General features: G+C 53.0%; 13 protein-coding genes and 3 tRNA genes. 1 reads left to right on the forward strand and 15 read right to left on the reverse strand.

What is annotated here, in order from left to right; translation table 11 throughout:
- Positions 1 to 3 precede the first annotated feature (3 nt).
- From nuoF to ACMZ66_RS04230, 7 genes are all read right to left on the reverse strand, one after another.
- A complete protein-coding gene (gene nuoF / locus ACMZ66_RS04200) occupies positions 4 to 1284 on the reverse strand; it encodes an NADH-quinone oxidoreductase subunit NuoF (RefSeq protein WP_416935620.1) in 1281 nt (426 codons plus the stop codon).
- A 1-nt stretch (position 1285) separates the two neighbouring features.
- On the reverse strand, positions 1286 to 1948 hold the full coding sequence (gene nuoE / locus ACMZ66_RS04205) for an NADH-quinone oxidoreductase subunit NuoE (protein WP_416934738.1): 663 nt from the start codon (positions 1946 to 1948) through the stop codon (positions 1286 to 1288).
- Positions 1945 to 3123, reverse strand: coding sequence for an NADH-quinone oxidoreductase subunit D (locus tag ACMZ66_RS04210; protein ID WP_416934740.1), 1179 nt, complete (start codon positions 3121 to 3123; stop codon positions 1945 to 1947). Before ACMZ66_RS04210 ends, nuoE begins: the two co-directional genes overlap by 4 nt.
- Entirely contained in the window at positions 3123 to 3752 is a 630-nt protein-coding gene (locus ACMZ66_RS04215) for an NADH-quinone oxidoreductase subunit C (protein ID WP_416934742.1), read from the reverse strand. The genes ACMZ66_RS04210 and ACMZ66_RS04215 overlap by 1 nt, the downstream gene beginning before the upstream one ends.
- 19 nt (positions 3753 to 3771) lie before the next feature.
- Positions 3772 to 4314, reverse strand: a complete 543-nt coding sequence (locus ACMZ66_RS04220; protein WP_416934744.1) for a NuoB/complex I 20 kDa subunit family protein — start codon at positions 4312 to 4314, stop codon at positions 3772 to 3774.
- Complete coding sequence (locus ACMZ66_RS04225; protein WP_416934746.1) at positions 4305 to 4670, reverse strand: NADH-quinone oxidoreductase subunit A; 366 nt, start codon at positions 4668 to 4670, stop codon at positions 4305 to 4307. Before ACMZ66_RS04225 ends, ACMZ66_RS04220 begins: the two co-directional genes overlap by 10 nt.
- A gap of 284 nt (positions 4671 to 4954) precedes the next feature.
- Positions 4955 to 5031: transfer RNA gene (locus tag ACMZ66_RS04230), tRNA-Asp, on the reverse strand.
- A 312-nt stretch (positions 5032 to 5343) separates the two neighbouring features.
- Here ACMZ66_RS04230 and fliG point away from each other — a divergent pair.
- Complete coding sequence (gene fliG, locus ACMZ66_RS04235; protein ID WP_416934748.1) at positions 5344 to 6363, forward strand: flagellar motor switch protein FliG; 1020 nt, start codon at positions 5344 to 5346, stop codon at positions 6361 to 6363.
- 144 nt (positions 6364 to 6507) lie between these two features.
- On the opposite strand, the gene ACMZ66_RS04240 is transcribed toward fliG, so the two are convergent.
- From ACMZ66_RS04240 to tig, 8 genes are all read right to left on the reverse strand, one after another.
- Positions 6508 to 7122 carry a hypothetical protein gene (locus ACMZ66_RS04240; protein WP_416934750.1) on the reverse strand — a complete coding sequence of 205 codons (615 nt, stop codon included), beginning with the start codon at positions 7120 to 7122 and terminating at the stop codon, positions 6508 to 6510.
- 463 nt (positions 7123 to 7585) lie between these two features.
- Positions 7586 to 7662: transfer RNA gene (locus ACMZ66_RS04245), tRNA-Val, on the reverse strand.
- Between the two features lie 297 nt (positions 7663 to 7959).
- A tRNA-Val gene (locus ACMZ66_RS04250) sits at positions 7960 to 8036 on the reverse strand.
- Positions 8037 to 8152: 116 nt separating this feature from the next.
- Complete coding sequence (locus tag ACMZ66_RS04255; protein ID WP_008891813.1) at positions 8153 to 8425, reverse strand: HU family DNA-binding protein; 273 nt, start codon at positions 8423 to 8425, stop codon at positions 8153 to 8155.
- A gap of 263 nt (positions 8426 to 8688) precedes the next feature.
- Positions 8689 to 11100 (reverse strand): endopeptidase La, encoded by a 2412-nt coding sequence (gene lon, locus ACMZ66_RS04260; RefSeq protein ID WP_416934752.1) that lies wholly within the window; start codon positions 11098 to 11100, stop codon positions 8689 to 8691.
- Positions 11101 to 11230: 130 nt separating this feature from the next.
- Positions 11231 to 12496: an ATP-dependent Clp protease ATP-binding subunit ClpX gene (gene clpX, locus ACMZ66_RS04265; protein ID WP_416934754.1), complete on the reverse strand. Its 1266-nt coding sequence runs from the start codon at positions 12494 to 12496 to the stop codon at positions 11231 to 11233.
- A 301-nt stretch (positions 12497 to 12797) separates the two neighbouring features.
- Positions 12798 to 13427, reverse strand: coding sequence for an ATP-dependent Clp endopeptidase proteolytic subunit ClpP (clpP, locus tag ACMZ66_RS04270; protein WP_416934756.1), 630 nt, complete (start codon positions 13425 to 13427; stop codon positions 12798 to 12800).
- A 58-nt stretch (positions 13428 to 13485) separates the two neighbouring features.
- Complete coding sequence (tig, locus tag ACMZ66_RS04275) at positions 13486 to 14931, reverse strand: trigger factor (RefSeq protein WP_416934758.1); 1446 nt, start codon at positions 14929 to 14931, stop codon at positions 13486 to 13488.
- Positions 14932 to 14998: the final 67 nt, after the last annotated feature.

Genomic DNA, 14998 nt, shown 5'->3' on the forward strand with positions numbered 1-14998 from the left:
CTCTCAGGCCGCGATCCGTGCGCGATATTCCTTGATCCGACGTTCCATTTCGGGACGGAAGTGTCGGATAAGACCCTGAATTGGCCATGCAGCTGCATCGCCAAGCGCACAAATGGTGTGGCCCTCGACCTGTTTGGTCACATCCCACAACAGATCAATTTCATCGAGCGTGGCCTGTCCGCGGACCATGCGCGCCATCATGCGCATCATCCAGCCAGTACCTTCACGGCACGGCGTGCACTGACCACAGCTCTCATGCTTGTAGAATTCGGAAAGACGGGCGATCGCGTAGACAATATCGGTCGACTTGTCCATGACGATCACAGCAGCCGTACCAAGACCCGAGCCCACTTCACGCAAGCCGTCAAAGTCCATCAGCACGTTGTCACAAACGTCTTTTGGCATCAGCGGAACGGATGAACCGCCCGGAATAACCGCAAGAAGGTTGTCCCAGCCGCCGCGAACACCGCCGCAATGCTTTTCGATCAGCTCTTTAAGCGGAATGCTCATTGCTTCTTCAACGGTGCACGGCTTTTCGACGTGACCGGAAATCGCAAACAGCTTGGTACCGTGGTTGTTTTCACGGCCGAAGCTCGAGAACCACGAACCACCACGACGCAGAATGGTCGGAACAGCCGCAATCGATTCGACGTTGTTCACCGTGGTCGGGCAGCCATAAAGACCTGCGTTCGCCGGGAATGGCGGCTTCAGGCGCGGTTGACCTTTTTTACCTTCGATACTTTCGATCAGGGCGGTTTCTTCGCCACAGATGTAAGCACCGGCACCAAGATGCAGGTAGAGGTCGAAGTCCCAACCAGAACCACAGGCGTTTTTACCGATCAGACCGGCATCATATGCTTCGTCGATCGCGCGCTGCAGGTTGGAAGCCTCGTGATAGAACTCACCACGGATATAGATGTAAGCCGCGTGCGCATTCATCGCGAAGCTGGCCAGAAGGCAACCTTCAACGAGGGTATGCGGATCGTTACGCATGATCTCGCGGTCTTTACAGGTGCCCGGCTCGCCTTCGTCGGCATTCACAACGAGGTAGCTCGGACGACCATCAAATTCTTTGGGCATGAACGACCATTTAAGGCCGGTCGGGAAGCCTGCGCCACCACGACCACGCATACCGGATGATTTCATCTCGTCGATGATCCAGTCGCGGCCCTTTTCGATCAAAGCCTTGGTACCATCCCAGTTACCACGGGACTGCGCGCCTTTAAGGCCGAAATCCTGGAAACCATACAGGTTGGTAAAGATACGATCCTTATCCTGCAGCATATCAGGCGTCCCCTTCGCTTGCATCAGCATCCTGGGGGGCTGCACCACAGCCACAGAATGCCTTCAGAACCTGCGGACCACCAATCGGCTCGCAACCTTTACGGCCGATCTGCGGACCGGCTTTCGGCTTTTCACCCTTTTTCAGAGCGTCGAGGATCGACTTGGTCGTTTCTGCGGTCAGATCTTCATAGTAATCGTCGTTAATCTGCATCATCGGCGCGTTGACACACGCACCAAGGCATTCAACTTCGATCATGGTGAACTGACCGTCTTCGGTGGTTTCGCCAATACCGATGCCGAGTTCCTTTTTGCAGGTCTCGACAACGTCGGCAGAACCGCGAAGCCAGCACGGCGTGGTGGTGCAAACCTGGATGAAGTTCTTACCCACCGGGGCAAGGTTATACATCGTATAGAAGGTTGCGACCTCGTAGACGCGAATGGCTGGCATCTCGAGCATGTCGGCAATGTAATCCATTGCGACGGTCGGAACCCAGTTACCTTCGGTCTGACGCTGTGCCAGATCAAGCAACGGCATGACTGCGCTCTGCTGGCGGCCTTCCGGATACTTGGCGATGATCTTCTTTGCCCGTTCCTGATTTTCAGGCGTAAAGGCAAAGCTGGTCGGTTGAAGCTCTTTCGGAGCTGGTCTTCTCAAATGGCTCATCGGTCAATCTCACCGAACACGATATCTAGCGACCCGATATTGGCAACGACGTCGGCCAGCATGTGGCCTTTTGACATGAAGTCGATGCCCTGAAGGTGCGGGAACCCCGGGGCGCGGATTTTGCAGCGATACGGACGGTTCGAGCCATCCGAAACAAGATACACACCAAACTCGCCTTTCGGTGCCTCGACCGCGGCATAGCATTCGCCAGCCGGAACGTGGAAACCTTCGGTGAAGAGTTTGAAGTGGTGAATAAGGGCTTCCATCGAACGCTTCATTTCAGCGCGCGACGGCGGTGCCACTTTATTATTCTCAACAATAACAGGACCATCTGGCATATTCTTGATGGCCTGCTTGATGATTTTCAGCGACTGCCACATCTCTTCGAAACGAACGAGGAAGCGGTCATAGCAATCGCCGTTCTTGCCGACAGGAATGTCGAAGTCGAAATCTTCGTAGGAGTCATAAGGCTGCGATTTACGCAGATCCCATGCCAGACCCGAAGCACGAATGTTCGGACCGGTGAAGCCCCAATCAAGCGCCTCTTCCGCACTCACGATACCGATATCAACCGTACGCTGTTTGAAGATACGGTTGCCGGTCAGAACGCGGTCAAAGTCCTTGAGGAAGATGTCATACTGATCGGCCCAGGCATCGATGTCTTCAAGAAGACCAGCCGGAAGATCAGCCGCAACGCCACCCGGACGGAAATAGTTGGCGTGAAGACGGGCACCACAGGCGCGCTCATAGAATTCCATGAGCTTTTCACGTTCTTCAAAGCCCCACAGAAGCGGGGTCATCGCACCAACGTCCAGCGCGAACGCGGTCAGGTTCAGAATGTGGTTCAGAATACGACCGATTTCCGCATACAGTACACGGATATACTGCGCACGCTTGGGCACTTCGACGCCCATCAGCTTTTCGATGGCCAGGCAATATGCATGTTCCTGGTTCATCGGTGCGACATAGTCGAGACGGTCGAAATACGGGGTCGCCTGAATATAGCTCTTATATTCGATCAGCTTTTCCGTACCACGGTGCAGAAGACCAATATGCGGGTCGGAACGTTCGACGACTTCGCCGTCCATTTCCAGAACCAAACGCAGAACGCCGTGCGCCGCAGGGTGCTGCGGGCCGAAGTTCATGGTCATATTTTTGATTTTTTGTTCGGACATCAGGCGTTGCCCTCCGCCTTTTCATCACCCGGAAGAACATGCTGGATGCCTTCCCACGGGCTTTCGAAATCGAAATTACGGAAATCCTGAACCAGCTTGACCGGCTCATAGACAACGCGCTTCTGCTCATCGTCATAACGGACTTCGACATACCCGGTCAGCGGGAAGTCTTTACGCAGCGGGTGACCTTCGAAACCGTAGTCGGTCAGGATACGGCGGGGATCCGGATGGTCGGCAAAGAAGATACCGTACATGTCCCATGCCTCGCGCTCGAACCAGTCGGCGGCGCTGAAAAGCGGAACACTGCTCGGTACCGGGGTTTCTTCGTCGGTACGGACCTTCACACGAATGCGCAGGTTATGTTTCAGAGACAGTAGGTGATAGACAACGTCGAAACGCTCTGCGCGTTCCGGGTAATCTGCACCACAAACGTCGATAAGCTGCTTGAACAAGCAGCCGGTATCGTCCCGAAGGAAGGTCAGAACTTTTAGAATATCATCGCGCTTTGCGACGATGGTCAGCTCGCCGTAACGAATCTCGCTTTCGAGGATTTCGTTGGCCAGCTGGGACACCACAAGATCTTTAAGATCATTCAATGCGGCGCTGTTATCGCTGAGCAGTTCGCTCATGCAAGCCCCCTATTACGGATCAGCGTGTCAGGACACCAGTACGGCGGATTTTCTTTTGCAGCTGCAATATGCCGTAGATCAGCGCTTCGGCTGTCGGCGGGCACCCGGGTACATATACGTCCACCGGTACAACGCGATCGCAACCGCGCACCACCGAATAGGAATAGTGATAGTAACCGCCGCCATTTGCGCACGAACCCATCGAAATAACCCAGCGCGGCTCTGCCATCTGGTCATAGACCTTACGCAGTGCCGGGGCCATTTTGTTGGTCAGCGTACCAGCAACGATCATCACGTCTGACTGACGCGGGCTCGGGCGGAAGACCAGACCATAACGGTCAAGGTCATAACGCGACGCAGCGGAATGCATCATCTCAACAGCACAGCAGGCCAGACCAAAAGTCATCGGCCAGAGCGAACCGGTGCTTGCCCAGCTTGCAAGTTTATCGAGATTGGCAAGGACAAAGCCCTTGTCGTTCATCTCGTCAAACACGCCCTTAAGCAGTGCATCCTGATCCGAACCGGGTGCCAGGGGTGCGCCAGTATTGGTGCTCACTCCCATTCCAAAGCTCCCTTCTTCCATTCATAGATAAATCCGACCGTCAGAACAGCCAGGAAGATCACCATCGATACAAAGCCGAAAGTCCCGATATCACCGAGGGTAACAGCCCACGGGAACAGGAAGGCGACTTCGAGGTCGAAAATAATGAACAAGATTGCGACCAGATAGAACCGAACGTCGAACTTGATGCGCGCATCCTCGAACGGCGCAAAACCGCATTCGTATGCGGACAGTTTCTCAACATCCGGTGCCTGCTTGGCAAGAAGCAGCGACGCGATGACGATTACCGCCGAAAGACCGACGGCGATCCCGATGAACACCAGGATCGGAAGATATTCCGAAAGAAGCTCTTGCATCTCTCTGACCTCTCAAGAACAGGCCTTTTGACCCGACCAGGTCCCCACCTGGCCCATTACGGCGCACCATAACGTATGCACCGCACAAGTTCCAGCCCCCAAGCAGGTTTAACCCGCTCTAAGACCGGAAACTTTCTAATCTTTTTACCGTTTACTACCGTCCGATATCGGGGTGCACGTCGTGATGATCAAGACCCAGACCTGCGAAGCAGCATATGCAACACATGAAAAGGCGATCGCGGAAAAGACGAAACACCCGACAAAAGACAACAGATGATGGGTCATGGCGCGAGTGACGGGACTTGAACCCGCGGCCTCCGGCGTGACAGGCCGGCGCTCTAACCAACTGAGCTACACCCGCAAAATGACCATCAATCGGCGGGCCTTTGTTAGACCACACCCCAAACCAAGTCAAGCAGCTAGCAGTGTTTTCAACCCTTTCGACAATTGCACCTGCGAACATCACCTTCTGAAAGGCAATTTGGGGTCATTTTTGTACTGAAAACTCTAAACCCGTACATTTTATAGGTCTATACGTGAGGAGTTTTGCAATAGCGCGTCGGCTTTTATAGAATTGTTGACAAATTCGTCCTATCTTACTGTGCGATAGGGGCAGGTTTGCGCATTTCAAATCAGATGCCAAACATAGTCATCACGACGGAGAAGACCACCCGTGGGGCGCGTTAAAGAAGAATACAGATCACTTGCCGGACCGGAAAAGGCAGCGATTCTCATGCTTGCTCTTGGGGAAGAGCACGCGACCAAGATGTTCAGCATGATGGATGATGAGGAAATCAAAGAGATTTCCCAAACCATGTCGAGCTTGGGCACCATCGGCTCGAACATCGTTGAACGTCTGTTTGTTGAATTCGCAGACCAGCTGTCGTCGACCGGCTCGCTGGTCGGTTCGTTCGACACCACCGAACGACTGCTGTCCAAGGTTCTGCCAGAAGACCGCGTTAACGGCATCATGGAAGAGATCCGCGGCCCTGCGGGTCGTACCATGTGGGACAAGCTCAATAACGTTAACGAAGCGGTTCTGGCCAACTATCTTAAAAACGAATATCCGCAAACCGTCGGCGTTGTGCTTTCCAAGCTCAAACCTGGCCACTCGGCCTCGGTTCTGTCGCTCCTTCCCGAGAACTTCTCGATGGAAGTCATCATGCGTATGCTGCGTATGGAAGCCGTACAGAAAGAAGTTCTCGATAACATCGAAAAGACGCTGCGTACCGAGTTCATGTCCAACCTTGCGCGTGGCTCGCGTGGCGACAACCACGAACTGATGGCAGACATCTTCAACAGTCTTGATCGTCAAAGTCAGGATCGCTTCCTGACCGCACTTGAGGAACGTAACCGTGACTCGGCCGAGAAGATCAAGGCGCTCATGTTCACCTTCGAAGACCTTGCGCGTCTCGACAACAACGGTGTTCAGACCCTTCTGCGTCAGGTCGAAAAAGACAAGCTTGCACTGGCACTGAAAGGCTCCACCGATCAGATGCGCGACCTGTTCTTCAAAAACATGTCCGAACGTGCTGGCAAGATGATGAAAGAAGACATGGATGCACTGGGCCCTGTCCGCCTGTCGGATGTGGAAGAATCCCAGATGATGATCGTCCAGCTGGCCAAGGAACTGGCTGCACAGGGCCAGATCGTTATTTCCGAAGGCAGTGGCGAAGACGAGATGGTCTATTAAGGCCGATCACAGCAGCGCAGAAACAAACAAGGGACAGCCAATGCGCTGTCCCTTTTCTTTTGGGCGGTTATCACCCTGTCCGCGATGCTCGGCCCTTAATCCAAGTCTTTTCTAATAGACAGTCAGAACGATTAAGGGGGGGAGCTAGCCAACAATTACGTTGGGCACCGGATCCGTGATCGAACGGATTTCCCAACGCAAGCGGTTCTGGCCACTGATTTCACGGAACTCGGCGGCATTATGGCTGCGAATACCCGCCGTGGTTCGGAATTCAATCTTGCCAGTCATTTGATAGCCAAGAGCGGTCAAACGGTCCTGATATTGGTCTGGCACAAAACCACCACGGATTTCGACGGTATTGCGTTCGCTGTGGAAGAACATCTCAAGAATGCGGGATTGGCGCCGGACAAAGACAAAGCTTTTCTCGCGGATGATATTGCCGCGCTTTTCATAGACGATGTTAAACACACCCTTCCCGGCATAGGTCAACTGACGTACGGACGAATCGCGCTTGAGATCATAAATCACCTTGGCGACTTTTTCCTTCTCGGCGTCCGCATCAAGCGTGGCCTCAAGAAGCCCCTGCGTGATGTTTGGTTGCATCAGCAATCCGCGATAGCTAAGCCGGTAATCACCATTGCGCTCCATCGACAAATCGATGGTGAAATCCTGGGGCAGATAACAGCTGGTCAGTAAGACTGGCACCAACAACACCATCAGAAGCCGCCTGAGCACCATCAGGGGGCTGTTAGAGCTCATCAGGCGCATCCTGGGCCATCCCGTTCGCGGCAGCTTTGATGACTGTTCTGTCGGATGCGTGTTCATCATGAAGGTTCCGATTCTCGTGACCATGGGATCAACAGTGCCTGTGACAGCGCCAAGCGTCAACTTTTACAGATAGTTACAGAAAAACCGGTATTCAAACGTCGCAATTACACCGGAACTACATTTTGAAATCCCCGTAATCCGCCAGCTCCACTCCGGCTATGGCGCCTTCCCTCAATCGAACTACAAATCCGTTAAAACGCGCCTGAGGGGCATTGAAGCATCAATGCACAGTTTGTCATGACACAAACGGCAACAGCGCACTCAGCAGCTCACAAACGCCAGATCGCCGACTGGCATTCGGGTTTAATTCGGACGGACAGTCAGCTTGGAACGATATGCTTGGCAGGGGAAAATCGGGCAAAGAAAAAGGCAGCCTTTAGGGCTGCCTTTAACGTGGTGGGTGATGAGAGATTCGAACTCCCGACCCTCTCGGTGTAAACGAGATGCTCTAACCAGCTGAGCTAATCACCCGTTGCTTGTCCGCGCTGTTCTCTGCGGAAGCGGGCGGAACTTAACATGGTTTTTCCAAAAAGCAACGCTCTCTTTGCAGAAAAATGTAACTTCTATTTCAGGGCTATTTATCCTCGCCCACTGGTCAACCTAAACCCGCCAAAACACTGCTTATTTTGCCAATTTCTCGGCAAAATGGATGCTGATCGGTGGGATGAAAAGCGTGGCCATGAGAATCACGCACGAAGTTTGATTTGCATTGGTGAGAAAAAGAGAGCCAGAAACGACAAAAGGCAGCCTTTAGGGCTGCCTTTATCATGGTGGGTGATGAGAGATTCGAACTCCCGACCCTCTCGGTGTAAACGAGATGCTCTAACCAGCTGAGCTAATCACCCATTTTTTGTTTCCGCGCTGTGTTCTGCGGAAGCGGGGCGGAACATAACACGGTTTTTTTAAAAAGCAATGCCGGTGACGCTTGTCACCGGCATTTTTTCCAAGAACGGTGTCAACCTTAGTTGACGGCGTCCTTAAGGCCTTTGCCAGCCTTGAACTTCGGCTGTTTCGATGCCGGGATGTCGATTTCTTCACCGGTGCGCGGGTTGCGACCTTTTGAAGCAGCGCGAGCAGCGACAGCGAAGGTACCGAAACCAACCAGACGAACTTCGTCGCCGGATTTCAGAGAATCGGTGATGGAATCGAAAACAGCGTCAACCGCTTTAGCAGCGTCAGCTTTGGACAGATCAGCTTTAGCAGCTACACTTCCAACGAGATCGTTTTTATTCACTTCCTGGCCCCCTTGTTTGGACGTTCGGAGTTATGAGGAAATTTGGTTTGCCCCAAACCTGTTGCATCGGCAGGGTAAGCGGGTATCAAACAGCTCGTCAATGCGACAGTCGCAGTTTTCTGCGGTTTTTGACGTTTTTTTCCTTTTTTTGCGCTTTACACCTATCCCGACATGTCCCTTTGCCAATTCTTGGCCAAAGTTATCCACAGAAAAAGGGGAGCGACATGGTCGCTCCCCTTGATTTCTGCCGGTTATAAGACCCTTTAATGGGTCGTCACACCGCCGATATCCAATTCTTCGCCGTCCTTGGATTTGACGCCGACATCATCAACGTCTTCTTCCCATTCGATCGGCACCAGCGGATTGACCAATGCGTGGCTGAGAACCTCGTCAACATGGGACACCGGAATGATTTCCATGCCGCGTTTGACGTTATCCGGGATCTCTTCGAGATCCTTCTCGTTCTCCTGCGGGATCAGGACGGTTTTCACCCCACCCCGCAATGCCGCCAGCAGTTTTTCTTTCAAACCACCAATCGCAAGCACACGGCCACGAAGCGTGACTTCACCCGTCATCGCCACATCCTTGCGCACCGGGTTACCGGTCAGGACAGAGACAACCGAGGTCACCATGCCAACACCAGCAGACGGACCGTCTTTCGGTGTTGCGCCTTCCGGAACGTGAACGTGAATGTCACGCTTCTGGAACAGCGTCGGCTTGATGCCAAACTCGGTTGCACGCGAACGCACAAACGAGGTCGCAGCCTGGATCAATTCCGTCATGACTTCACCGAGTTTACCGGTGGTTTTCATGTTGCCCTTACCCGGGACCGTCACGGATTCAATCTGAAGCAGATCGCCACCGAATTCGGTATAGGCAAGACCGGTAACGACACCGACCTGATCTTCACCCTCAGTCTCGCCGTAGCGGAACTTGCGGATACCAGCATATTTGCCAAGGGTCCGCGGGGTCACGCGCACGGTCTTGAGATTTTCAAGCATGATGCGTTTGGTCGCCTTACGGGCGAGCTTCGCCAACTCACGCTCAAGGTTACGCACACCAGCTTCACGGGTATAGAAGCGGATCAGATCACGAAGCGCGTCATCGGAAATGCTCCACTCACTCTTCTTCAAGCCGTTATCCTTGACCTGTTTGGGAATGAGGTGACGTTTCGCAATCTCGACTTTTTCGTCTTCCGTGTAGCCAGAGATACGAATGATCTCCATACGGTCGAGCAGCGGCTGCTGCATACGAAGCGAGTTTGCCGTGGTCACGAACATGACATCAGACAGATCGTAATCGACTTCAAGATAGTGATCGTTGAAGGTCGAGTTCTGTTCCGGATCAAGAACCTCAAGCAATGCCGATGCTGGGTCACCGCGGAAATCCGAACCCATTTTTTCAATCTCGTCGAGAAGGAACAACGGATTGGAATATTTCGCCTTTTTCATGCCCTGGACAATCTTGCCCGGCATGGAACCGATATAGGTCCGGCGATGGCCACGGATTTCAAATTCGTCGCGCACACCGCCAAGCGACATACGCACAAAGCTACGACCGGTCGCATTTGCCATGGATTTACCAAGCGAGGTTTTACCAACGCCGGGAGGTCCAACTAGGCACAGGATCGGGCCTTTGACTTTTTTGGTACGCGCCTGAACAGCTAAGTATTCAAGAATGCGTTCCTTGACCTTCTCAAGACCGTAATGCTCCTTGTCCAGAACACGCTTGGCCTTTTTCAGGTCATGGGAAACACGTGAACGCTTGTTCCACGGAATAGACACCATCCAGTCAAGATAGTTGCGCACCACAGTGGCTTCCGCCGACATCGGGCTCATATTGCGCAGCTTCTTGAGCTCTGCCTGGGCCTTTTCCTTGGCTTCCTTGGGCATTTTGGCCTTGTTCAGCTTCTCTTCGATTTCAGAAGCTTCATCCTTGCCATCTTCGCCCTCGCCGAGTTCCTTCTGAATGGCTTTAAGCTGCTCATTCAAATAATACTCGCGCTGGGTTTTCTCCATCTGGCGTTTGACGCGGTTGCGGATCTTCTTTTCGACCTGCAACACGCCAATTTCGGATTCCATGAAGCCGAAAATACGCTCAAGACGATCGCCAACCAGCTTGGTTTCAAGCAGTTCCTGTTTTTCGGAAATCTTGAGCGACAGGTGCGATGCAACCGTGTCAGCAAGCTTTGCCGGTTCTTCGATCTGATTGACCGAAACCAGGACTTCAGGCGGAATTTTCTTGTTGAGTTTGATGTACTGTTCAAACTGGGTCACGACGGAACGTGCAAGCGCTTCGAGCTCGCTATCATCTTCGTCGCTATCCTCGCGCACAGCACCATAAGCCTGGAAGAAGTCCGGGTTATCAACATAGCCGGTAATCTCGGCCCGTTTCCCGCCTTCAACCAATACCTTTACCGTGCCGTCCGGCAGCTTGAGAAGCTGCAAGACAGTCGCGACAGTACCAACTTCATAGAGATCTTCGACGGCCGGGTCATCAAGACCGGCGTCCTTCTGGGTGACCAGCAAAATCTGCTTGTCTTCGCGCATCACATCTTCGAGTGCACGCACCGATTTCTCACGTCCGACAAACAGCGGAACAATCATGTGCGGGAACACGACAATGTCGCGCAACGGCAGCACCGGGTATATTTCGCCACGCGCCAAATCGACCATTATGTTCTATTCCCTACTCTGAGCCAAAAACGTTGCTGGGGTCCTGCCAGAGGCCCCGCCAGTAACGCGAACATTTGTTAGATAAGCTGAAATTCCCGCACCGCAATAGATGCCGGTGCGGGATTTAAGATCAGGCAGTGTTTTCGACACCTTCGTGACGCTCGGCATGGATCAGCAACGGTTTTGCTTTTCCTTCGACGACGTCGCCATTGATGACGATTTCTTCAACACTTTCCATGGTCGGCAGATCGAACATGGTATCCAGCAGGATGCCTTCCATGATCGAACGCAGGCCACGGGCACCAGTCTTGCGCTCAATCGCCTTGTCAGCGATCGACTTAAGCGCATCGGGCTGGAAGGTAAGTTTGACATCTTCCATGTCAAACAGGCGCTGATACTGCTTGCTCAGGGCGTTTTTCGGCTCGGTCAGGATTTTGACCAAAGCGTCATTATCCAGATCTTCCAGCGTCGCCAGAACCGGCAGACGGCCGATGAATTCCGGAATAAGACCGAACTTCAAAAGATCTTCAGGTTCGACTTCACGCAGAACCTCGCCAGTGCGGCGGTCGTCTTTGCTGCGAACATCGGCGCCAAAGCCGATTGCGCTGCCTTTGCCACGCTGAGAGATCACCTTGTCCAGGCCAGCGAACGCGCCGCCAACGATGAACAGGATGTTGGTGGTGTCGACCTGCAGGAATTCCTGTTGCGGATGCTTACGACCACCCTGGGGCGGTACGGATGCAACAGTGCCTTCCATGATCTTGAGCAGTGCCTGCTGAACGCCCTCGCCCGAGACATCGCGCGTGATCGACGGGTTGTCGGATTTACGCGAGATCTTGTCGACTTCGTCGATATAGACGATGCCGCGCTGAGCGCGCTCGACATTGTAGTCAGCAGCCTGCAGCAGCTTGAGAATGATGTTCTCGACATCTTCACCCACATAACCGGCTTCGGTCAGGGTGGTGGCATCTGCCATGGTGAAGGGAACGTCAAGAATACGGGCCAGCGTCTGAGCCAGAAGCGTCTTACCGCAACCGGTCGGGCCGACCAGCATGATGTTCGACTTCGCCAGTTCGATGTCTTCATTCTTGCTGGCGTGATGCAGGCGTTTGTAATGGTTGTGAACCGCTACAGAGAGAACTTTTTTCGCATGGCCCTGACCGATGACATAGTCATCAAGGACCTTGCAAATCTCTTGCGGAGAAGGCACCCCGTCCGCCGATTTGACGAGATGGGTCTTATGCTCTTCGCGGATGATGTCCATGCAAAGCTCTACGCATTCATCACAGATGAACACGGTTGGACCGGCGATGAGCTTGCGAACCTCGTGCTGGCTCTTTCCACAGAAAGAACAGTACAGAGTGTTCTTGGAGTCCCCGCTATTCGATTTGCTCATACAAACCCCAATTACGTTTGACGTTATCTTTTATCGCCATGTTAGCCGGTAAACGATACCGATCTCAACGTTTAATCTGCGCTTTTCGGCGTTATGGCGTCTTGTTTGATATGGGTCCGCCATCGTGGTTGCGAAACCCCTTGCATTAATCACCCAAACGTTCGGATGTCCCGCAAGTTCCAAACAATATCGCCAAAGCCAGCGCATATACTTGTCTATGACTTAAAACTGCCATGAGGCAAGACATAAAAAAACGCCCCGGCCAACGACCGGGGCGTTTTCACCAATCACGATGCCGCGATCAGTCTTTCTTTTCGTCGGTCTCGGTTTTCGGACGCGACGTCACCACTTCGTCAATCAGGCCAAATTCCTTGGCCTGATCCGGGGTGAGGAAGTTGTCACGCTCCATCGCATCTTCGATGGTCTTGAGATCTCGGCCGGTATGTTCGACGTAGATTTCATTAAGACGCTGACGAAGAGCCAAGATTTCACGGGCATGGATTTCGATATCCGATGCCTGCCCCTGGAAACCACCGGACGGCTGATGGATCATCACGCGTGCATTCGGCAGGCAGTAACGCTTGCCCTTTGCACCGGCCATCAAAAGCAGCGAGCCCATGGATGCCGCCTGCCCCATGCACACCGTAGAAACATCACAACGGATGTACTGCATGGTGTCATAGATGGCGAGACCCGAGGTCACAACACCGCCCGGAGAGTTGATGTAAAGCGAAATATCCTTGTCCGGATTTTCCGATTCGAGATGCAGGAGCTGCGCACAGATCAGTGACGACATGCCGTCATGGACCTGGCCGTTGATGAAAACGATACGCTCCTTGAGCAAACGCGAAAAGATGTCGTAGGCACGCTCGCCACGGCTGGTCTGTTCAACCACCATCGGTACGAGCGAATTCATCTGTTCTCTAATCATCAACTGCAACTCCCTGCATTATCCTAAACCGTGTCCGGCCGGATTACTTCTCGTCGGATTAGTCAGCTGCTTTTTTCTTCGCAGCTGGCTTCTTGGCAGCAGCTTTCTTGGCCGGAGCCTTTTTCTCTGCGTCCTTTTTCGCCGGTGCTTTCTTAGCAGCCGATTTCTTCTTCGGAGCTTCGTCTTCCTCTTCCGGCTTCAGAAGTTCTTCGACCGTTACGGTCTTTTCTTCAACCTTTGCGAGTTCGACGATGTAATCAACGACCTTGTCTTCATATACAGGGCCCTGAAGAGCCTGCAAGGCCTGCGGGTTATTTTTATAGAATTCAATAACCTGCTGTTCCTGGCCCGGGTACTTCTGAGCTTCAGCAACAAGGACCTTGTTCACGTCTTCCTGGGTAACCTGGATGTCGTTTGCACGGCCAACTTCTGCGAGCAGAAGACCAAGAAGAACACGACGTTCTGCGATTTCGCGGAACTCTTCGGTCAGCTCTTCTTCGGATTTGCCTTTGGTCTCGTCATCTTCCTGACCAGCTTCACGTGCCTGTTTGATCTGGCCAATGATGCCCTGCAGTTCGTTTTCAACGAGCGAGGTCGGGAGTTCGAAGCTGTGGTTTTCAGCAAGAGCGTCGAGCAGCTCGCGCTTCAGCTTCTGACGGGAAACCGATTCGTACTCACGGCCGTAATCCTTGCGGATTGCGTCTTTGAGTGCTTCAAACGATTCCTGACCGAGTTTCTTGGCCAGTTCGTCATCAAGAGCAGCCGATTTCTTTTCTTTGATTTCCTTAACGGTAACGTCGAACTCGGCATCTTTGCCTGCGAGTTCAGCGGCACCGTAAGCTTCCGGGAACTTAACTTTGACGACAACTTCGTCACCAGCGTTCACACCGGTCAGCTGATCTTCGAAACCTTCGATGAAGGAACCAGAACCCAGCTCAAGCTCGTAATCTTCTGCTTTGCCGCCTTCAAAGGCTTCGCCGCCGATTTTGCCGAGGAAGTCGATGACAACAACGTCACCAGCTTTCGACTTGCGCTTACGTGCGAGCGGTTCGGTCGTGCCCTGCGCACTTGCGATGCGATCAAGGGTTTCGTTCACTTTGCTGTCGTCAAGTTCAACAACTTCGCGGGTCAGCTTCAGCTTTTTGAAGTCCATTGCTTCAATTGCCGGGATGACTTCAACTGCGATATCGAACTCAAGATCGCCGCCTTCATCGAATTTGGTTACTTCGATTTTCGGCTGAACGGCCGGGCGAAGTTCATTGTCGTTCAGAACTTTGCCGGTGTTTTCGTTTACAGCGGCTTCAAGAACTTCGCCCATAACTGCCTGGCCATAACGCTGACGCAGGAGTTTCGCCGGGATTTTGCCCGGACGGAAGCCGGGAAGACGGACCTGGTCCTTGATCTCTTCCAGCTTGGCGACAACTTTTTCTTCGATTTGTGCGGCGGGCACGACGACTTTGAACTCGCGCGCCAGGCCTTCGTTTTTGGTTTCAGTAACCTGCATAGATAACTCTTTTGCTTGGTTCGAATAATGTCCGTTACGCGACGCAGTCCGGACGTCAGAAAGTCAA

It is taken from the genome of Thalassospira sp. (assembly GCF_048059015.1).
Lineage (GTDB): Bacteria > Pseudomonadota > Alphaproteobacteria > Rhodospirillales > Thalassospiraceae > Thalassospira.